The 19,554-nt window shown below is 61.3% G+C and carries 20 protein-coding genes and 5 tRNA genes; 10 read left to right on the top strand and 15 right to left on the bottom strand.

Going from position 1 to position 19,554, the window contains the following annotated elements:
- Positions 1-81: 81 nt before the first annotated feature.
- The 4 genes from HMPREF2806_RS06610 to HMPREF2806_RS06595 form a co-directional block, all read right to left on the bottom strand.
- A tRNA-Cys gene (locus HMPREF2806_RS06610) sits at positions 82-152 on the bottom strand.
- 31 nt (positions 153-183) lie between these two features.
- Positions 184-259: transfer RNA gene (locus HMPREF2806_RS06605), tRNA-Gly, on the bottom strand.
- Between the two features lie 38 nt (positions 260-297).
- Positions 298-369: transfer RNA gene (locus tag HMPREF2806_RS06600), tRNA-Val, on the bottom strand.
- Positions 370-430: 61 nt separating this feature from the next.
- Positions 431-506, bottom strand: a tRNA-Gly gene (locus HMPREF2806_RS06595).
- Between the two features lie 288 nt (positions 507-794).
- Here HMPREF2806_RS06595 and HMPREF2806_RS06590 point away from each other — a divergent pair.
- The 5 genes from HMPREF2806_RS06590 (at position 795) to msrB (ending at position 4,352) form a co-directional block, all read left to right on the top strand.
- Positions 795-869 (top strand) — tRNA-Val (locus HMPREF2806_RS06590).
- Between the two features lie 269 nt (positions 870-1,138).
- Positions 1,139-2,026, top strand: coding sequence for a TDT family transporter (locus HMPREF2806_RS06585; RefSeq protein ID WP_070516908.1), 888 nt, complete (start codon positions 1,139-1,141; stop codon positions 2,024-2,026).
- 57 nt (positions 2,027-2,083) lie between these two features.
- The gene (locus HMPREF2806_RS06580) at positions 2,084-2,734 is read left to right on the top strand and encodes a dihydrofolate reductase family protein (RefSeq protein WP_049157483.1); all 651 of its coding nucleotides are present in this window, start codon (positions 2,084-2,086) and stop codon (positions 2,732-2,734) included.
- 11 nt (positions 2,735-2,745) lie between these two features.
- Entirely contained in the window at positions 2,746-3,942 is a 1,197-nt protein-coding gene (locus tag HMPREF2806_RS06575; protein ID WP_070516907.1) for a glycosyltransferase family 87 protein, read from the top strand.
- A complete protein-coding gene (gene msrB, locus HMPREF2806_RS06570) occupies positions 3,939-4,352 on the top strand; it encodes a peptide-methionine (R)-S-oxide reductase MsrB (protein ID WP_070516905.1) in 414 nt (137 codons plus the stop codon). Before HMPREF2806_RS06575 ends, msrB begins: the two co-directional genes overlap by 4 nt.
- Before the next feature lie 34 nt (positions 4,353-4,386).
- Here the strand turns inward: msrB and hemQ are convergent, their stop codons facing one another.
- A complete protein-coding gene (gene hemQ / locus HMPREF2806_RS06565) occupies positions 4,387-5,088 on the bottom strand; it encodes a hydrogen peroxide-dependent heme synthase (RefSeq protein WP_049157489.1) in 702 nt (233 codons plus the stop codon).
- 125 nt (positions 5,089-5,213) lie between these two features.
- Here hemQ and HMPREF2806_RS06560 point away from each other — a divergent pair, with 125 nt between their 5' ends.
- Both HMPREF2806_RS06560 and HMPREF2806_RS06555 read left to right on the top strand, forming a co-directional pair.
- A complete protein-coding gene (locus HMPREF2806_RS06560) occupies positions 5,214-5,879 on the top strand; it encodes a DUF3000 domain-containing protein (protein ID WP_049157491.1) in 666 nt (221 codons plus the stop codon).
- Position 5,880: 1 nt separating this feature from the next.
- Positions 5,881-7,128, top strand: coding sequence for an HRDC domain-containing protein (locus HMPREF2806_RS06555; protein ID WP_049157492.1), 1,248 nt, complete (start codon positions 5,881-5,883; stop codon positions 7,126-7,128).
- On the opposite strand, the gene dxs is transcribed toward HMPREF2806_RS06555, so the two are convergent.
- The 5 genes from dxs to dut form a co-directional block, all read right to left on the bottom strand.
- The gene (gene dxs / locus HMPREF2806_RS06550; RefSeq protein ID WP_070516982.1) at positions 7,109-9,037 is read right to left on the bottom strand and encodes a 1-deoxy-D-xylulose-5-phosphate synthase; all 1,929 of its coding nucleotides are present in this window, start codon (positions 9,035-9,037) and stop codon (positions 7,109-7,111) included. The genes HMPREF2806_RS06555 and dxs overlap by 20 nt on opposite strands.
- A 113-nt stretch (positions 9,038-9,150) precedes the next feature.
- Positions 9,151-10,467 carry a class I SAM-dependent RNA methyltransferase gene (locus HMPREF2806_RS06545; protein WP_070516903.1) on the bottom strand — a complete coding sequence of 439 codons (1,317 nt, stop codon included), beginning with the start codon at positions 10,465-10,467 and terminating at the stop codon, positions 9,151-9,153.
- Positions 10,454-11,152, bottom strand: coding sequence for a DUF3159 domain-containing protein (locus HMPREF2806_RS06540; RefSeq protein WP_070516979.1), 699 nt, complete (start codon positions 11,150-11,152; stop codon positions 10,454-10,456). The genes HMPREF2806_RS06545 and HMPREF2806_RS06540 overlap by 14 nt, the downstream gene beginning before the upstream one ends.
- Before the next feature lie 182 nt (positions 11,153-11,334).
- Positions 11,335-12,252 carry a DUF3710 domain-containing protein gene (locus HMPREF2806_RS06535; RefSeq protein WP_070513160.1) on the bottom strand — a complete coding sequence of 306 codons (918 nt, stop codon included), beginning with the start codon at positions 12,250-12,252 and terminating at the stop codon, positions 11,335-11,337.
- Positions 12,253-12,291: 39 nt separating this feature from the next.
- Complete coding sequence (gene dut / locus HMPREF2806_RS06530) at positions 12,292-12,768, bottom strand: dUTP diphosphatase (RefSeq protein ID WP_070516901.1); 477 nt, start codon at positions 12,766-12,768, stop codon at positions 12,292-12,294.
- A 124-nt stretch (positions 12,769-12,892) separates the two neighbouring features.
- On the opposite strand from dut, the gene HMPREF2806_RS06525 reads away from it, so the two are divergent.
- Positions 12,893-13,429: a DUF3093 domain-containing protein gene (locus HMPREF2806_RS06525; protein ID WP_070513157.1), complete on the top strand. Its 537-nt coding sequence runs from the start codon at positions 12,893-12,895 to the stop codon at positions 13,427-13,429.
- Positions 13,430-13,473: 44 nt separating this feature from the next.
- On the opposite strand, the gene HMPREF2806_RS06520 is transcribed toward HMPREF2806_RS06525, so the two are convergent.
- Positions 13,474-13,764 (bottom strand): DUF4193 domain-containing protein, encoded by a 291-nt coding sequence (locus HMPREF2806_RS06520; RefSeq protein ID WP_070513154.1) that lies wholly within the window; start codon positions 13,762-13,764, stop codon positions 13,474-13,476.
- 321 nt (positions 13,765-14,085) lie between these two features.
- Between HMPREF2806_RS06520 and ppgK the strand changes: the two genes are divergently transcribed.
- Complete coding sequence (gene ppgK, locus HMPREF2806_RS06515; RefSeq protein ID WP_046648180.1) at positions 14,086-14,883, top strand: polyphosphate--glucose phosphotransferase; 798 nt, start codon at positions 14,086-14,088, stop codon at positions 14,881-14,883.
- A 202-nt stretch (positions 14,884-15,085) separates the two neighbouring features.
- A complete protein-coding gene (locus HMPREF2806_RS06510; RefSeq protein WP_070513148.1) occupies positions 15,086-16,558 on the top strand; it encodes an RNA polymerase sigma factor in 1,473 nt (490 codons plus the stop codon).
- A gap of 92 nt (positions 16,559-16,650) precedes the next feature.
- On the opposite strand, the gene HMPREF2806_RS13785 is transcribed toward HMPREF2806_RS06510, so the two are convergent.
- The 4 genes from HMPREF2806_RS13785 to dhaK all read right to left on the bottom strand — a co-directional run bounded on the left by HMPREF2806_RS13785 (position 16,651) and on the right by dhaK (position 19,549).
- Positions 16,651-17,037, bottom strand: a complete 387-nt coding sequence (locus tag HMPREF2806_RS13785) for a hypothetical protein (RefSeq protein WP_141745900.1) — start codon at positions 17,035-17,037, stop codon at positions 16,651-16,653.
- Positions 17,038-17,157: 120 nt separating this feature from the next.
- A complete protein-coding gene (dhaM, locus tag HMPREF2806_RS06500; protein ID WP_070513142.1) occupies positions 17,158-17,868 on the bottom strand; it encodes a dihydroxyacetone kinase phosphoryl donor subunit DhaM in 711 nt (236 codons plus the stop codon).
- Positions 17,869-17,871: 3 nt separating this feature from the next.
- On the bottom strand, positions 17,872-18,537 hold the full coding sequence (gene dhaL / locus HMPREF2806_RS06495; RefSeq protein WP_070513139.1) for a dihydroxyacetone kinase subunit DhaL: 666 nt from the start codon (positions 18,535-18,537) through the stop codon (positions 17,872-17,874).
- Positions 18,538-18,547: 10 nt separating this feature from the next.
- The gene (gene dhaK, locus HMPREF2806_RS06490; protein WP_070513136.1) at positions 18,548-19,549 is read right to left on the bottom strand and encodes a dihydroxyacetone kinase subunit DhaK; all 1,002 of its coding nucleotides are present in this window, start codon (positions 19,547-19,549) and stop codon (positions 18,548-18,550) included.
- Positions 19,550-19,554: the final 5 nt, after the last annotated feature.

The following is a 19,554-nucleotide window of genomic DNA, read 5'->3' as shown; positions in this document are numbered from 1 at the left end:
AGTGACCTCTTCCGTGTCAGGGAAGCGCTCTCCCGCTGAGCTAAACGCGCTCGCAGCGCCCTGTTTGGGCGCCAGCATTTGAGGTGGAAACGGGAATCGAACCCGTGTGCACGGTTTTGCAGACCGTTGCCTCACCACTCGGCCATTCCACCGTGGCGATACCGCCTCACACACTACATGTGCTGGAGCGGATGACGAGACTCGAACTCGCGACCCTCACCTTGGCAAGGTGATGCGCTACCAACTGCGCTACATCCGCATTCGAAACCAGGCCCGGTTTCTAGGACAAAGTCCTTGTGCGCGATACTGGGATTGAACCAGTGACCTCTTCCGTGTCAGGGAAGCGCTCTCCCACTGAGCTAATCGCGCATATGTATTTATCAAGACCCTCCACTCACTTATGCCAAAAAGTTTGGCGTCAAGAAAGTCTTGGAGCGGATGACGAGACTCGAACTCGCGACCCTCACCTTGGCAAGGTGATGCGCTACCAACTGCGCTACATCCGCATTGCACGTTCCCGGCCGGTATGCCGTGGTGCGAGAAGAAACTTTATCGTGCGCCGCCGTAGTTTCCAAATCCGCAGCCCACGGCACTAATCCCCAGACTCCCCAAAGCCTGCGGATTACATCAGTGTGATTGAGACTGCAGTTACAGCGAGCGGCGGCGATGACAACAAGAGACCCCCTACCGATTCCACCACGACAGCCAGCGCCCACACATACAGCTTAAAGCGCGTTTGAGCTGGACGATTAGGGGGTTACTACACGCGCGGTGTACCTTAAGTGCTGCACCAAGGTTCTATAGCTCAGTGGGAGAGCGTTCCGTTCACACCGGAAAGGTCGCTGGTTCAATCCCAGCTAGAACCACCATCATAACTGCAGGTCAGAGACCTGCAGCATGTGGCACAAGCCTTCGCGTGGATACTATGTGGATTATAAATCTACATTAATGGTTTCTCGCGGGGGCGTTTTCTCATTGTGCCTCATCTTGGCCACAAGGGCTAGACGAAAACCTCGACGCGTTGGGGACACGGCACGGTTACACAAGACTGCATGACATTGAACCTGTCCCCCTCGCACACTTATCCGATTGCTCCATAAGGGTTCGATAGCAACAAGTGCAGGAATAGGGTGATTTTATGCGGTTGCCAAAGTGCGGCCCGGCCTGGGCCGGTGCCTTGATGGGTACCTCGATTGCATCGACTTTGTCGGGGTTGCATGGTTTAGGCGTAGCGCAGTTCGTCTTCGCTTTTATCGCAGCGGTGCTGCTGGTGATTGTTACCGCGGGGACGAAGAATGAGCCTCCCCGGCACCAGAACATGGCGGCGTGGGGCATGTACACGATGGGGCTGCTGGCGTGCGGCTCGGCATGGACCGCGCTTACCGGAAGCGATGCCTTCCAGTTGGCAAGTTGGTGGATTGGTGCACCGCTATCGGTGGTGGTCTGTTTGTGGCAGCTATGGGGGTTGTTCGAACAGCCGCACCTCTACGACAAGCCCGCTTTTCCTTGGGGCCTGGCACTTGTTTCTCCCATGGTGGCGGCGACCTCCGCAGGTCAGTTGGCTATCAACCACGGGCAGTTCTACCACTTTGCCGGCGAGTTATGCTTCTTCCTCACGTTCATCACGGCAATTCCACTCTTCGCCTACTGTTACTGGTCCCTTGCACAACGCCGAGATAGGCCGCGCGGGGCAGCTGCAGGGACAGCGTGGATCCCGCTCGGCGTGGTTGGACAGTCAACGGCGGCCTCGACACTGCTTTTTGACGCCCACCTCTACGGCATCATCATGTTCATCATTGGAGCACCCTGCGTCGCATTCGCAATGTACTGCTTCTACCGAGCGGTCTTCGAGTGGACTCCCTACAGCCCCGGCTGGTGGGGCTCGACCTTCCCGGTCGGAACACTGTGCCTAGGTTCATGGGATGAAGGCTGGCACCGGTTGTCCTTCGTTCTCTTGGTGCTCTTATTGCTTCATTGGGGAGCCTGCGCGCTGCGCTTCAGCGCTTGGCGGCTCCAGCGCCCCTAATGGCATGAGATCCACCTCCCCAGGCGGTAACCGCCCTTTGAGGTACCGTGGGGCGCCATGAGTGAGACTGCGCTGACAGAACGCCTACTGGGGCCAGACCGAGAAGGAATCCGCTTGATTGCGGTGAGTACGCTCCACGGCTCCGCCACCATCGATGGCACTTCCGGCCCCATGGGTAACGACACTGACGCCGAGCTCTTCGCGGCTTTACGCGAGTGGGCCGATATTGCCGTCGTCGGCTCAGCCACGGTGAAGGCGGAGGAATATGGGCCGTCGACAAGCACGCGCCTCGCCGTGCTTAGCCACTCCCTCGAATTTGCCGGTTTCGAGGATTTCATTGCCGCAGGCCCCATCGTGCTTACCCCGGCAGAGCGCGCGTCTTCGCCCGAGGCACAGCGCTTGGCCGACGCCGGCGCCGAAGTCATCAGCACAGGTACCGGAACCATGAGCGAGGCTGTTTCAGCTCTTCACGCTCTAGGCGCGCGCCGCATCAGTTGCGAAGGTGGCCCATCCGTTTATTCCGCCTTTATCGCAGAAGGCCTCGTCGACCAGCTTTATCTGACGCTCGATCCGCACCTTTCCCCTTCCGTCGAAAAGCCCGTCGTCGACGGCGAGGCCACCTCCCCCGCGCTCAAGCTCGAGCTGGAGAACGTCGACACCGTCGACAGCACGGTGTTTCTGCGCTACCGGCGCGCACAAACCCCGTAAACTTTGCTGCCGTGACTTCTCCGGCTCCCTCATTCCCAGCTTCCGCGCGACTGTGGACGGCCGCCGCGTGGCCCGCCGCCATCGTCTTAGTCCTTCACCGCGTGTTCGTGCTCGCTGTTAACGGCTCGGTGACTGATGACTTCGGCACCGTCTACCGCGCGATCCGGAGGTTGTGGGAAGGCAACCCGGTTTATGAACAGAACTATTCCTTCGTCGAACCGCTTTATCTCTATAACCCTGGGGCCACCGTCTTTCTGTCCCCCTTGGGGCTTATCTCCGAAGAACACGCGCGCATCGCCTTCATTCTGGCCAACGCCGCCGCCATCGTCGCTGCGCTAGCCGTGTTGACCCGCTTCGTAGGCCACAGCCTGCGGGGCCCGCTGTGGCCGGTCAGCATCGCCGCAGCCTTCGCTACCGAAACAGTCATCAACACGTTGGTCTTTACCAACATCAACGGTTTGTTGCTACTCGCGATGGTGGCGTTCCTAGCTTTGTTGGATAAACACGGATGGGCCGCTGGACTCTGCATCGGGCTGGCAATCTTGGTCAAGCCGCAGTTTGCCCCGCTACTCTTCCTCGCACTGGTGCGCAAGCGCTGGCTCACCTTAGGTCTGGGTGTAGCTGTACCGCTGGTAGCCAACCTTGCAGCTTGGCCGTTCGTCCCCGGCGTGGAGGGCTTCCGCGCCAACCTTCTTCCTTACCTGTCCACCACGCGCGATTATGCCAACGCCTCATGGCCAGGTGTGCGCGCCTACTTCGATCTCCCCGGCGTCATCTACTACCCCATCTGGATCCTTTTCGCGGCGCTAGCCGCAGTGGCGATCCTCGGTCTGCTGCGCTGGCGCGACAGCGAGCCGACCTTCTGGGCGCTGAGCACCAGTGGCGCCATCATGGTCGGCATCTTCTTCCTTTCCTCCTTGGGACAGCAGTACTACTCCATGTGGCTTATCCCAATGCTGTTTACGGTGGTGCTGGGCCGCTCGGTCTTCCACACGTGGGGAGCATGGTTGGCCGCATTTTTATTCTTGGCGCCGCTCGAGTGGACGTCGTCCAGCATGCCCACCGCCGCGCACTGGATGAGCGTGTTCATCGCCACCATCGGGTGGGGCCTGCTCATCGTCGTGACCGCTGCCTCCGTGGCCGGCTGGTGGAGCGCGGAGCGAGGCACTAGCCCCAAGCCTCAGGCGAGCGATAAACTCCCTGCATGACTGATTTCAAGCTCATTGCCGATACCGAATGGCGCCAGCGCCTGAGCCCTGAGGAGTACCACGTCCTGCGCGAGGCCGGCACCGAGGCACCGCACGTCGGCGAATACACCAACACCACCACCGAAGGCGTGTACTCCTGCCGAGCCTGCGGCGCCGAGCTCTTCCGCTCCACGGAAAAGTTTGAATCGCACTGCGGATGGCCGTCCTTCTTCTCCCCTTTGGCTGGTGACGCCATCATTGAGCGCGAAGACAATTCACTGGGCATGCGCCGGATCGAGGTGCTGTGCGCTAACTGCGAGTCCCACCTCGGCCACGTCTTCGAAGGTGAGGGCTACGATACGCCGACGGACCTGCGCTACTGCATCAATTCCATTTGCCTCAACCTAGAAGAAAAGCCGGTCGAGGACTAAACCCTCAACCGGCTTCCGGCGCTATAGCGACCCTTTAAGGCAAAATCGCGATGAGCTCAGCCACATCCTTCACGCGGCGACCGGTGTGGAAGGGAATCTCCTCGCGCACGTGGTGGCGCGCCTCGGTGTAGCGCATGAGGTACATCAGATCCACGATGCGGTGCAGCTCCGGGGCCTCAAAGGCCAGGATCCACTCGTAGTCACCCAGCGCGAAGGCCGGCACGGTGTTCGCGCGCACGTCCGGATAATCGCGCGCCTGCATGCCGTGCTCCATGAGGATGCGGCGGCGCTTTTCCTCGTCCATGGTGTACCAGTCGTAAGAGCGCACGAAGGGGTAAACGGAAATCCACTCGCCGGGCTCTTCGCCCATAATGAAGGACGGCAGGTGGGACTTGTTGAACTCCGCCGGGCGGTGCAAGGCATTGCCCACCCAGGTCACCTCGGAGACCTGGCCAAGGACGGTGTCGCGGCGGAAGTCCGCGAAGGCCTTCTGGATGTCGGCGAATTCCTCAGCGTGCCACCAGATCATGAAGTCAGCGCTCTCCCGCATTCCGGACAGATCGTAGATACCGCGCACGGTAACCACGCCTGCTTCCTCGAGCTCCGCGAAGAACTTCTGCGCCTGCGCGACGATCTCCTCGCGCTCGGTGCCCAGCGCTCCCGGGATGACCTGGAACACCGCGTGCTGCGAGTAGCGCTGGACCTTGTTGAGCTCGGCGAAGTTGACCTTCGACATGCCTCTCTCCTTTTTTCAACCGACAAAGTTTCTTATCCATCATAAGTTGGAGACGCCCTCGCGCGCCACTAGCCTTTCGGCGCGCCTTCCACCGCCACACGGGCGGAGCTTATACCTTGATCCCCGTGAGCAATTCCGACGTTTCTTCGCGCAACCTTGCAGGGGCACCGACCAACCTGCACGATCGCGCCGCCGCCTCTCCCGCCGAATCGCGCCCCGCAGAACCGAGCACTCCGGCTGCCTTCACGGAGGCCGTCGAGTCCCTCCACGCTGCGCAGCTGCGCCCAGAAATCACCTTGGGCACCATCCGACCCCCGCAGCGACTGGCCCCGTTCAGCCATGCCATTGGCCTGGAGGTTGAGCGTCACGAGCAGGAGGAGGCTATCCCCACCGACTCTGAGGGTGATGCCTTCGGCCGCCTCATCCTGTTGCACGACCCAGGCGCTGAGGAAGCCTGGGAAGGTGCGATGCGCCTGGTGGCCTACATCCAGGCAGACTTGGAGGATGCCGTAGCCGGGGACCCGCTGCTTCCCGACGTCGCCTGGGAGTGGCTCACCGAATCCCTCGACGTGCGCGAGGCAACACACACCAACCTCGGAGGTACTGTCACCTCGACTGCTTCGGTGCGCTTCGGCGAGATCGGAGGCCCTCCGCGCGCCTATCAGTTGGAAATGCGCGCGTCCTGGACTGCAGCCGGCCTGAATCTTGCTCCACACGTCGAAGCTTTTGCACAGGTGCTTTCTCTCGTCGCAGGCCTGCCGCCCGAAGGCGTCACCGAGCTCGGGCGCTAACATGAGCGAACTGCGCCAGGTCCCCGTCGACGGCACGCCAAAAGTCCTGCTTTCTCCCCGTGAGTTCCAGGCGGGTGCTGCGCGCCTAGCCGCGGGGACTGGACCCTTCGCCATTGATACCGAACGCGCGTCGGCCTACCGCTTCGATGACCGCGCCTTTCTAGTGCAAATTCGCCGGGAAGGCGCAGGCACGCTTTTGTTTGCCCCGGAGAATCGTCGGCATGAACTGAGTTCCGCGCTAGCGCCGGTGCTCAACGGCCAGGACTGGGTAGTCCACGCCGCCCCTTCCGATCTCCCCTGTCTGGCCTGGCTGGGGCTACACCCCGGAACACTGTTCGATACCGAGCTTGCCGCCCGCTTCGCCGGTTTTGCGCATCCCAACCTGGGGGCGATGGTGCTGGAGCTGTTCGACGTCGAACTGGAAAAGGGTTACGGCGATTCCGATTGGTCCCAAACACCCATTCCCCGGACATGGCGCAACTACGCGGCGCTCGACGTGGAGCTGCTCAACGAACTTGCTGTGACGTTGCGAGACATCCTTGCGGAAGAAGACAAACTCGACTGGGCCTTTGAAGAATTCGACCGGATCGTCGACGAGCATGCCGGGATTACCGGCCCTGAGCCTCGAACGTGGCGGGAGCTGAAAGGTGTGTCTTCGCTACGCACACGCGAACAGCTCGCCGTGGCTCGCGAGTTGTGGCAACGCCGCGAATCCATCGCACGTTCCCAGGACATCGCCCCCAACCGGGTGCTGCCGCACCGCGTGCTCGTGGACATAGCGCGCCGCGTGCCTCGCACCCCGCACGACATCAATCAGATTAAAGGTTTCCCCCGCCGCCGCGGTGGGGCTACGTTGCGCTGGCTCGATGCCGTCACGACTGCGCTGGATAGCCCGCGCCAGGAGTGGCCAAAGCCGCTGCGCAGCCCCCGCCCGGTGCCCTCCAAATCAGTATTTAACCGGGATTTTCCCGAGCTGTGGCAGCTCTACTGCGAGATCCGCCATGACTTCGAGGACCTCGGTGACGAACTGCGCATGAGCTACGAGCTGATCCTCAAACCCAGTCTGATACGTACAGCGGTGTGGGCAGCGTTCGGGCCCGAAGGCGGCGTCGCGGGGGAGATCGCAAAAGATGCCGATATCCCCGATTTCCTGCGCTCCCAGGGCGCGCGCGACTGGCAAGTCGAGCTGGCCACGCCGCTCCTGCAGCGCGGGTTAGCCCGGATGCGCCCTACTCCCCCGCGCTCTTAGCAGACTCCTCAGCATCGCGTGCAGCTACCCACTCACGTACTGAGTTCGCGATGCCTTCCGGGGTCAAGCCAAAGTCCTCGAGGATTTCTCCACGGCTGGCATGCTTGGGGAAGCAGCCGGGTACGCCGAGCCTGTGTACTGGAGTGTCCACATCGGCGGCGTCGAGGGCCTCGGCCACCATGGACCCCACACCGCCCCGCAGGATGCCATCCTCCACCGTCACCACGAGATCGTGATCGGCCGCCAACGCGATGATGGATTGCGGTACCGGTACCGGCCAGCGCGGGTCCACGACGGTCACGTTGAAGCCTTGGGCTTCGAGCAGCTCAGCTGCACCCAGGGAACGCGCGCTCATGGCACCGATGGCGACGATAAGCACATCAGTAGCCTCCTCCGTAGCGGCAGCAGCATCGGAATAGCTCAGGATGTCTACCCCGTCATCGAGCCGCTTGAGTTCGTCGCGGTCATCAAGGAGGTTGCCCTTGGGGAAGCGCACCACGGTCGGGCCATCCTCGATTGCGATGGCTTCGTTAAAGAGTTCCCGCAGGCGGGCACCATCGCGCGGGGCGGCGATGCGCATGCCGGGGACGATGCTCATGAGCGCCATATCCCACACACCGTTGTGTGAAGCGCCATCAGAGCCCGTGACACCGGCGCGGTCGAGGACAATGGTCACTGGCAGCTTGAGCAGCGCAATGTCCATGATGACTTGGTCCACCGCACGGTTGAGGAACGTAGAGTACACCGCCACCACCGGGTGCATCCCGGCCAGCGCCAGACCGGATGCAGAAGCCATGGCATGCTGCTCAGCGATGCCGACATCAAAAAAGCGCTCCGGGAACTCCTCTTGGAAGGGGGTTAGCCCCGTCGGCCCAGCCATGGCGGCAGTAATGGCAACGATGTCCTCGCGGGCGTGGCCCGCCTTGATCAATTCTTCCGAGAACGCCGCGGTCCACCCCGGTTGCTTCTGTCCCTTAGATACACCGGTGACCGGGTCGATGGCGCCGGTGGAGTGCATCTGGTCCTTCGGCTCGTTGACCGCAGGAGCAAAGCCATGCCCCTTCTCGGTGACCGTGTGCACGATGATGGGACCGTCATAGTCGCGGGCGTAGCTCAGCGCCCGCACAACTGCCTCAATGTCGTGGCCGTTAATCGGGCCAATGTACTTGATGCCCAGCTCCGGGAACATCTCCGTGGGCATGACGGTCGACTTCACACCCTCCTTGACCGCGTGCAATGCATCAAAGGTGCGCTCGCCTACCCAACCCATGGACTTGAGGCGCTTCTTGCCCAGCGCCATGAACTCGTCGTATCCGTGCTGCGCACGAATGCGCCCCAGATTCTCTGAGAGGCCACCGATCGTCGGCGAATAGGAACGCCCATTGTCATTAACGATGATGACAACGTTGCGGTCCTTGTCGGCAGAAATGTTGTTGAGGGCTTCCCAGCACATGCCGCCGGTAAGGGCGCCATCGCCCACGACCGCCACGGCATTGCGGTGGGATTCACCCCGAATCTTGAAAGCCTTGGAGAGCCCGTCCACCGTGGATAGCGCTGCCGAGGCGTGCGAGGATTCGGTCCAATCGTGTTCTGACTCTGCGCGATCCGTGTAGCCGGACAAACCGCCCTTCTGACGCAGAGTATCGAATTGGGAGGCGCGGCCCGTGAGCATTTTGTGCACGTAGGACTGGTGTGACGTGTCGAAGACGATGGGATCGCGCGGGGAATCGAAGACGCGATGGATCGCCACCGTGAGCTCCACGACGCCCAGGTTAGGGCCTAGGTGGCCGCCTGTAGCGGACACCTTCTCAATAAGGCGCTGACGGATTTCCGCCGCGAGCTCAACCAGTTGCGTCTTGCTCAGGGCTTTAAGATCGCCTGGTGATTGAATGGAATCCAGAATGCCCATAGAGCTTGCCTTAAACCCCTTCATCGATCGTTTTCTTCTTTACCACCGTACCCGTTGACACGCGTGACGCGTCAATCATTGCCCGACCACTCCCGCGGCGCCCCCTGTGCGCCCTAGGCCAGTGGAACCAGGAGTGCCAGGGTTTCAAAGTGATGCGTTCCGGGGAAAGCATTCACCATGGCGAGGCGCTTCGCGCGGTAACCATGCTCCGACCAAGCAGCCAAGTCCCGGGCGAACGTAGCGGGATCGCAACCGATATGCAGGATGCGTTGCGGCTTTGCCGCGGCGACAGCGGCCACCACGTCGTTGCCAGCACCGGTACGCGGCGGATCCAAAATCACCGACGCCGGCTGCGGAAGCTGGCTGGCCACCTGCTCCACCTTGGCGGTGCGGAAGTGCACGTCAATGCCTGCGAGCCCCGGCTGCGGCGCCGCTGCTGCGGGCGAATAATCGACGGAATACACGGCCGTGTGCCCGCCCTGGGGTGTGGTGACATCTGCGAGCGCGGGAACGAACAGACCAACGCCGCCATACAGATCCCAGGCCACTGCATGTACAGCGGGCTCGTCCGCTGCCTCAGGTTCACCGCCGTTCCCGTGGCCTTCTGCGCCGAGCCACTCGCGTGCAAGGCTGGTGTAAACGTCCGGTGCTCCGACGTGCGCCTGCCAAAAAGCGGTGGGCGGGAAGCGGAACTCGTGGCCGTCAGCACGCTGCACCACATTCTCAGTTGGCGCCTCGATGACCTCTCGAATGGTCTCGATTCGCCGCCCCCGCGGCGCCTTCCGGGTTTCCACGACGTGCCTATTGCCGTCGCTATCCATGACCGCGATTACCTCTGCACCTGGATTAAAGGTACGGGCATCAGGCCCCACTAGGCCGTCGACGAGCCCCGGAATCAGCTGGCTGCACGCAACGTCGGTGACGAGCTCCGTGGAGCCACGCTTGCGCAGACCAGCACGGCCCTGCTTGTCGACGCCCAACCGCACCCGCGTACGCCACCCGCGATGCGGTGCCACATCGATGGTCTCGACGTCGGGAGCATCCTCGATGTGAGCCACGCGGCGCAGCTGATCGAGCAAGACTGCGACCTTGATGTCTGGCTCCGCCGCGGGATCGAGCTCAGCGAAGTCACAACAGCCGGCGCCACGCTGCGCGGCCGGGCACACAGACTCGACACGGTAGGGCCCAGGTTGTACGACGGAACTCAGCGCGGCTTCCACAAAGGACTTCTTCACCTTGGTCGCAGTCACCGTGACATGGTCGCCGGGGAAGGCACCCGAGACGAAGCACACGCGTCCGTCGGGGGCCGCCCCGATTCCGACACCGCCGTGCCCCATACGTTCGATGGTGGTGTCGAATGACTGCCCTTTGCTCAGGCTTCCGGCAGCGGCGCTCTGATCTTTCGCAAAGTTGTGATCAGTCGCGGTCATGGATCTTCTCCTTAGAGTTGTCGCCGCCCTGCGACGTAGTGTCGCTGCCCTGTGCTTCCTCCACGGCGGCATTCGCGCGGCGCACCATCCAGATAGTGAGGAGGGTGACAATACCCGTTAACGGCCAGCCCATGAGAATGCGGACGATACCAAGCGTTGTGGTGGCATCGGCATCGTAGAGCGCGCGTTGCACCGCAAAACGGGCGATGAACACCGTCGCCCACCCGGCGGTGGCATAGGCATAGGAGCGTCGCGCCCGTGGCACTGTGCGCCACCCCATGTCCTCACCGTTGAGGCCTTTCCATACCACGCCGACAAGCGGCCAGCGCAGAATAATGGAAACGATCGCGACGATGAACAGCACGAGCGACATCCAAATTCCGTAGAGGAAATAGCCTTTGGCATCCCCGGTAAACCACGCGATTCCGGCGCAGATGGCCACGCCCAGCAGACCAGAAAAAGCTGGTTGCAGGGTTTCCTTGCGGGCAAGGCGCCACAGGCTGATAGCCAGCGCCACGCCCAGTGCCGCAACAAGCGCCGGCCCCAACCCCCAGACGTTGTTGACCGGGATGAGAACCAGCACGGGCAGGGTCGCAGACACGAGCCCGGTCAGCCCACCCATCTGGTCGAGCAACGACGGCTCCGGATCAGCTTCTGGCGACACCGTCGCTTGTCCTGCCGCCATGTCGGCGCCAGGATTCGAGGATGGCTCAGGGGCAGGTTCAGTAGCGCGCTCGGTGGTATCGGGGTCATGCGCAGACGCCGGGGGGCGGTAAGGCTCGCGCTCTTCGGGAGTAGGGCTGGTCACGTGCTTAAGGGGTCCTTTTCGGTAGTGCCGGAGGGGTCTGGCCGGCAGGCTGAAGTGCGCTACTTGTTCTCGTTGTCTTCGAGGTCGCGCAACTGCTCGCGGGCCTGGGACTCCGCGGTCTTTTCTGTTTCCGTGGCCGTGTCCGCTGGCGCTGCACTATCCGCGCTGGCTGCCTGCGCGGCCTGCTGCTGGCGTTCCTTCAGCGCCTGCTGAACTTGCTCAGCCAGCTGCTGCGGAAGCGTGACAGGCAGGGAGCTGCCAGCCAGGATGGGATCCTCACCGCGGTAGACAAAGGTGCGGGCAACGACTTCGCGCCCTAGCTGCGCCAATTCCTCTTCCTTGCCGGCAGGTGCGGCCAGGGTCAGGCGGTACATCCACCGCGGCCCCTCTACACCAATGATGCGTATGCCGCCTTTCTCGCTGCTGCCAACGATCTCAGAACCCCACGGGCCATCCTCCGGGTGGGCAGCGAAACCATCGGCTTCCAAGCCTTTGATGATGTCCTCCGCAGACTCCGCCCACTGCCCCGGCGTGCGCGGCGCGGCAAAGGCCACTGGGGTCATGCGGCCGTGTGGGGTGAGAATGTGGAGCATGCGCGGGCCTTCCTGGCCCATCTCCACCTGGACCTGTGAGCCCTTCGGCAGCGGGATGCGCAGTGAGCCCAGATCCAACAGGCCTACGGAGAAGTCCTCAAAGTTAAACTCAGCGATGTCGACATTATCGCCATCGTAGGGACCCATGTCGCCGTTGATGGCATCGTGAGCCACAGCCTTCACGGCTAGAGAAGCTTGAGCATCATCTTCATCCTCACGGACAAGACCAGTGGTTGGCTCGGGAGCGGCCTCAGTGGCGCCATCGTTTGCGTTCTCCGCTGCCGGGTTCACTGTGGTGGTGTCCTCGGCCACGGCCTCGGTAGCCGCCTCTTCCTGGTGGACGGCAGAGTTCTTCTTCTTTTTTCCAAAGGGCCACATCGCCATAGTTTAAGCCTTCCTCATTCCGTGTCTGCTTTGTTGAACTTAGTTAACGCCGGTTGATCCATACCCGCCGTCGCCACGAGCGGTGTCATCAAGTTCCTCGACTTCCTGGAAGCCCACCAGCTCCACGCGTTGGACAATCAACTGCGCGATACGCATTCCCCGCGTGACCTCAAAGGTCTCCTCTGGGTCGTGATTAATGAGGCATACTTTAATCTCACCGCGATACTCGGCGTCGATGGTGCCGGGGGTATTCACGACGGAGATGCCGTGCTTGGCCGCCAGGCCCGAGCGCGGGTGGACCAAGCCTACCGTGCCCATCGGCAGGGCAAGGGCAATGCCCGTACCGACAAGAGCGCGCTCGCCGGGCCGCAAAGTAACGTCGTGAGCAGCGTAGAGATCCGCGCCCGCATCGCCGCCGTGAGCGCGATGCGGTAGCGGAAGCTCCTTATCAAGGCGCTTGACCTGAATGTCGCCGAAGGGACTAACTGGATCTACGAGAGGGTGTTGCTCATTCACGCGGCCCAGCCTACCTTGTCCCCTCCATCCCCAACCGTCAGGGCTGGAAGCCGCGTCAGCCTGGCAGCCGCGCCTACTCTGCGTGTTGGGCTCTCCCCTTCCCCGACGGCTAGACTCGAAGGTCATGACTTCGAGTTCTTCGTCTGCTTCCCCCTCGGCACCAGCCGCTTCCCCAGTGATCCTCTACCGTGAGCGCCAATGGGTGCCGTGGTACTGGTGGCTGATGACGGCCTTTGTTGTAGCGATCTCCACCGCCACAGTCAGCCTCAACCGTGGAATCATGTGGGTCATCGTCCCCGCCATCCTGCTCAGTGCCATCGCCGCGTGGGTCCTGCTGACATGGTCCAACACGGTGGTGCAGGTGGAACAGGATGCCGACGGCACACGGTGGCTCACCGTCAAGGACGCGCAGCTGCCGAACGATGTTGTCGCCCGCAGTACCGCGGTGCCGGCCACTGCACGCCGCAACGCGCTCGGTCCACAGCTCGATCCGGCTGCCTTCCTCGTCACACACGGCTGGGTACCCGAACACGTCATGCTCGTCCTCGATGACCCCGAAGATCCAACGCCCTACTGGCTCATCGGATCCACCAACCCCGAAAAACTCCTCGCAGCCTTTGTCCCCGAGCAGGCCGCAGCAGCTACAAGGCGCAGCAATTAAGGCTTGAATTAAGGCCTCAGCCACGCCTCGGTGAAACTGGCCTACTAGGCGCAGTCCATGCAGATTGGCTCGCCGTCCTCTTCATGGTCAAGGCGCTTGTTGGACTGCACCAAGAAACATACAGAGCAGGTGAACTCGTTTTCTTTGCGCGGAACGACGGTGACGTTGAGCTCTTCACCGGTCAGGTCCACTGACGGCGGTTCGAAGGCCTCGACGATTTCTCCATCGTCATCCATGCCATTGTTATCGCTTTCAGCCGCCTTCAGGCCCTCGAGGGAATCGGCCTCGAGGTCGTCTTCAGCGCGGCGACGCGGTGCGTCATAATCCGTGGCCATAATGCTTGCCCCTGTGAGTCAGATCGATAGGTATGTGTATTTATCGACGGCATCCTAAACCAGACTGGCCTCTGTGTCACACTCGCCCCGCCGTGGGGGCACCAAACCCTGCACTATCCTACCCCCTATTACTCCTCCTTCACCCCTGTGACCTGCTGATTCCAGCTCTATAGCGGGCCGCAAGAATTTCATCACAGTCTGTGCTTACCGCCAGCCCAAAAAGCGCGTCACGCACCGCAAACCGCACGGCACTACCGCTACTGCCCTTTTCATCCCTCGGATCATGCCGCATCATCGCGCGGGCCCACATAGACTGTCGGTATGACCGCCCATGAATCACAGCACCAGGACACGAAACCGAGCCCGCAGCACGAAGGCCACGCCTTCGGCATCGATGTTGGAGGCTCTGGCATCAAGGGTGCCGAAGTCGACCTCGCAACGGGAGAGTTCGTTGGTGACCGCCTCAAGATTGCTACTCCCCAGCCCGCAACGCCGGACGCCGTCGCCAAGGTGATTGCCCAGATCATCGAAGAGAAGAACTGGGACGGTCCCGTCGGCATTACCATGCCAGCGGTGGTAAAGGACCAGGTAATCCGCAGCGCGGCAAACATTGATAAATCCTGGATCGGCACGGATGCACAGGAATTGTTGAGCTCATACCTCGACGTTCCTTTTACCGTGCTTAACGACGCCGACGCGGCCGGCCTCGCCGAGGTGGCTTATGGCGACGAGATTGCGCGCTCCGGCCCCGTCATCTTCCTCACTTTGGGCACTGGTATTGGTTCCGCTTTCCTGCTAGATGGCCAGCTTTTCCCCAATACGGAGATTGGGCACCTCATCGTTGGCGAGAAGGAGGCGGAGCACCAAGCTTCTTCAGCCGTCAAGGACCGCGAGGGGCTCAAAACCAAGCAGTGGGCGAAGCGCGTCAACCGCGTACTCCACGAGTATGAGGCCCTGTTTAACCCTTCAGCCTTCGTCATCGGCGGAGGAATTTCCCGCAAGTTTGACAAGTGGGGAGAGCACCTCCGCATCGAAACGCCCGTCGTTGCAGCTCAGCTTCGCAATCGCGCCGGTATAGTAGGCGCAGCCATGGCAGCACAAGAAGGTATTCGCCCATAAGGCAACCGGGGGCCAGCATTTCCGAGTTGACCCCAGTCACCGCCTAGTGCAAGAAATGATCTATACTGGGCTGTCGATTATCCAATATCCAGCGGCGCGCCTCCCCTGCTCATCTCGGAGGCGGGCTAGCATCGGGGACTAGTCGCGACTAACTTGCGCGTCCCCATAGTTTCCACTCAGAGAGCAAGTCGAAAGGGCGTACGTGGCAGCCACTGATTCTTCAGACCAGGTACTCGGCGCGGGCGAGAGCACCTCCGAGGCATCTGCACCTGCACAGAAGACCGCCAAAAAGACGGCAAAAAAGACCGCTAAGAAAACGGCCAAGAAAACCGCGAAAAAGACAGCCAAAAAGACAGCCAAGAAAACGGCTAAAAAGACGGCCAAGAAGGCAACAAAGAAGACCACCCGCAAGTCTGCACAAAAGGCCACAAAAAAGGCGGCCAAGAAGACTGTGCGTAAGTCAGCAGCCACAAAGGCAACGTCGCCTGAAGCTGCCAAGTCTTCCGAGGATCTCGCCGAGGATCAGACCGACGAGTTGGACGCCGACACCACTGACGATGCCGATATCGATTTCGATCCGGACAACGCCGAGATGGATGATGAAGACGAGTTCGGCGACGACGATGATGACCTCGAGGGCGACGACGCTGATGAGGACGAGGACGATGGTTCCTCGGTCTGGGACGAGGATGAGTCCGCAGCCCTGCGCCAAGCCCGCAAAGATGCGGAGCTGACCGCGTCGGCAGACTCTGTCCGCGCCTACCTGAAGCAAATCGGTAAGGTCGCCCTGCTCAATGCCGAGCAAGAGGTCTCCCTCGCCAAGCGAATCGAGGCTGGCCTCTACGCTCAGTACCGCATGGATGAGATGGAAAAGGCCCGTGCCGAAGGCGACAAGGCCGCCAAGCTTTCCCCCATGGAAAAGCGTGACATGCGTGCCATCGCTCGTGATGGCCGCAAGGCGAAGAACCACCTTCTCGAGGCAAACCTGCGTCTCGTGGTGTCCTTGGCCAAGCGCTACACCGGCCGCGGCATGGCCTTCTTGGATCTCATCCAGGAAGGCAACTTGGGTCTCATCCGCGCTGTTGAGAAGTTTGACTACACCAAGGGCTACAAGTTCTCCACGTATGCCACCTGGTGGATCCGTCAGGCTATTACCCGCGCGATGGCAGACCAAGCACGCACCATCCGCATTCCTGTGCACATGGTCGAGGTCATCAACAAGCTGGGCCGCATCCAGCGAGAGCTGCTGCAGGATTTGGGCCGCGAGCCCACGCCGCTGGAGCTGGCGAAGGAAATGGACATCACCGAGGAAAAGGTGCTGGAAATCCAGCAGTACGCTCGTGAACCCATCTCCTTGGACCAGACCATCGGTGATGAGGGTGACTCCCAGCTGGGTGACTTCATTGAGGACTCCGAGGCCGTCATTGCTGTCGACGCGGTCTCCTTCACCTTGCTGCAAGACCAGCTGCAGGACGTGCTCACGACCCTGTCTGAACGTGAGGCGGGCGTGGTTCGTCTGCGCTTCGGCCTCACCGATGGCATGCCGCGCACTTTAGACGAAATCGGCCAAGTCTATGGTGTCACCCGCGAACGTATTCGCCAGATCGAGTCCAAGACCATGTCCAAGCTGCGCCACCCTTCGCGCTCCCAGGTGCTGCGAGACTATCTCGACTAAGCCCGCGGACACGACAGTGGCGGCGAGGAAATCTTTTCCTCGCCGCCACTTTTCTTTCTGTATGTTCCAGGGCTCTGGGTTTCCTAACAGCTCTAGGGATTGAGTCCCATGACCACCATCATGGCCATGGGAACGAACGGTGCGATGCAACTCCAGCAGAATCCGATGATCATCCCGGACACTGTGATGCCGGTTCGCCTATGCTCCGGGCTTCGCCCTGATCCGAGGATGAGCGCCACGATCCCCAACCCCACCGCGCACCATCCGGTAAAGATCGTCAGCATCGACGACAAGAATCCCACTGCACCCCACAAGAGTGACAGTACGATGATGACGAGTGGCGGAAGCACCGCCAGCCCCAGTACCCACGGCGCGAGGGGATTCGGCGTGGAAGGGTGTTCTATCGGCGGCGCGTGCGAGCCCGCAGAGGAATAAGGGGAAGTATTCGGATAAGCCTGTACGTAATCGGGCTGGTTCATGGATTCCCCGCTTTCAAGAGAACTCAACTAGGACGCTGCCTTTACCTTATTCGAAGGCAGTGGAAGCGTCCTTTCATGCGGGGGACGGTGCCCGCACGCCGCACCATTCGGGGCACGCTTCTAACCGTCGAGCCCCAGCTCGATGGCCGTGGCAATCCGGTCGATGACTTCCTTATCGGAGACATCTCCGCTAATGGTCACCGATGCACCCTGGCAAGCACCGAGCGACATCAGCATCATCGCGGAGTCTGCCTCTACTGCCTCACCGTTATAGGTAAGGACGATATCGCCCTCTGCTTCAGCCGCCATTTCAGCGATCTTGGACGCGGGACGGGCATGGAGTCCTGCTTCATCGGCAATGGTCACAGTCAGCGAGTATCGATGTGGATCTTCCTCTTGGTCTTGCTCGCGCACAGTCCCGGGAGCAGCAGGCTGCTGAGGAGTTAAAGCCTCGATAGCTCGTCTAGCGGCGTCAGCAACTGCCCCCAGATCATCGCCTTGCTGGGCGGCGGTTGCCGCAGCGATAGTGGCCTCGACCAGTGGGGCATCAACGAACAGTGCTTGCTCTTCGTCCAGAAACTCCAGAACCGATTCGACGGTCATCGTTGCCGAGCCCAAGTCCGTGAGCACAACAACGCTGAGACCTTGACCTATGGCGTGGCTGATAGCGCCTTCGATGAAGTCATAGGACGTTCCGATACTGCCGTCTTCCAAGCCACCTGCAGGAAGGATGGTGACATCAGCGGCCATCTGGGCGGCGAGCTCAGCCAATCCTTCTGCGAGCTTCGCGGAATGCGAAACGAGAACGAGTCCAACGCGCGGCTGTGCCATGCTCTACGCCCCCTTCCCAGTAGTGTCGGCGGCGTCAGCAGCCGCAGCGAGGAAAAGCGCCGAGGAGGCGGCACCCGGATCCTTGTGCCCGGCAGAACGCTCGCCCAGGTAGGAAGCGCGTCCCTTAGTCGCAACCATCGGGATAGTAGCGTCCGCGCCGGCTGCGGCCGCGTCGGCAGCCGCGCGCAAGACCTCGGCGGGGCTCTGTGCGGCATCGGCGGCGTCGCGGGCAGCGCGCGCCGCTGGCGCCCAAGCATCGACCATGGTCTTCTCCCCTTCCGTTGCTTTGCCGCGGGTCATGATTCCCTCGAGGGCGGCCTCAATAAGCGCAGCCGTCGTAGAAGCATCAATGTCACCGGTGCCGGCGGCCTTCGCCGCACGCAAGAAGGCGGTGCCCAACAATGGGCCGGAGGCTCCGCCGACGGTGGACATGAGAGTCTTCGCGGTTAGTTTGAGTACATCAGCGACCGTTGAGTCATCCGAAGAGATATCCGCAGCAACCTTGTCGACGACGGCGCGGAAACCACGGTCGACGTTTTCTCCATGGTCGCTATCGCCGATGGCACGGTCGAGCTCGATGAGCTCCTCACGGTGTTCACGCGCGGCTTCGGCACAGCTTTTCATCCATTCCTGTGCCCACGCGCTTGAAAGAGTTTCAGAATTCGTCATAGTTAGATTGTTACATTCCTTGGCGTAGTGCGGAGGTGTGGCAGGGAGCGTCGAAAAGCGCGAGGTCCTCGTCGTCCGCTCGCATGACGGTAACAGAGCACCCAGCCATGTCCAGGCTGGTGACGAAGTTACCCACGAGGGAGCGCTCAATGGCGATGCCAGCCTGCTGGAGACGCTGGGCCACGCGGCGGTAGACCACGTACAGCTCAGAGGCCGGGGTGGCGCCCATGCCATTGACGACGACGATGGTGCGCTCCCCCTCGCTCAGCTTAAGATCTGCCAAGACGGGGTCGAGTAGGTGATCAGTAACGTCATCGGCAGAAACCAGTGGAATTTCCTTGCGGCCCGGCTCGCCATGGATACCCACGCCGAGTTCGACTTCGTCTTCCCCAAGGTCGAAGGAGGGCTTGCCCACGTGCGGCACCGTGCAGGCGCTCAGTGCCGCGCCCATGGTCGCGGTATTCTCCACTACCTTCTTAGCCACCGCTGTCACCGCAGCAAGATCATCGCCGCGCTCGGCTGCGGCACCTGCCAGCTTCTCTACCAACAAGGTTCCTGCCACGCCGCGGCGTCCGGCGGTAAACGTAGAATCCTCCACCGCGACATCATCGTCGACGATGACCTGGCTGACCTCAATATCATCGAAGTCAGCCAGCTCGGCTGCCGTATCAAAGTTGAGAACATCGCCGGTATAGTTCTTGACGATGTAAAGAACGCCCGCCCCAGCACTTACCGCTTCGGTGGCTGCTTGGATTGCATCCGGTGTAGGCGACGTAAACATGGCGCCCGGCACCGCCGCGTCCAGCATGCCGTAACCAACGAAACCCGCGTGCAAAGGCTCGTGCCCAGAACCACCACCGGAGACAATAGCCACCTTGCCGTGTTCTTTCTTCTGTGCGCGGGCAACAAACAGCGGTTCCGTGTTGCGAGTCACAATGTCACCGTGGGCTAACGCGAAGCCTTCTACTGATTCGGCTACTACGTTGTCCGGCGAGTTGACGAGCTTTTTCATCATCC

The sequence above is a fragment of the Corynebacterium sp. HMSC076G08 genome (assembly GCF_001811515.1).
Taxonomy (GTDB): Bacteria; Actinomycetota; Actinomycetes; order Mycobacteriales; family Mycobacteriaceae; genus Corynebacterium; species Corynebacterium hiratae.
This window is presented reverse-complemented; position numbering and strand designations above follow the sequence as displayed.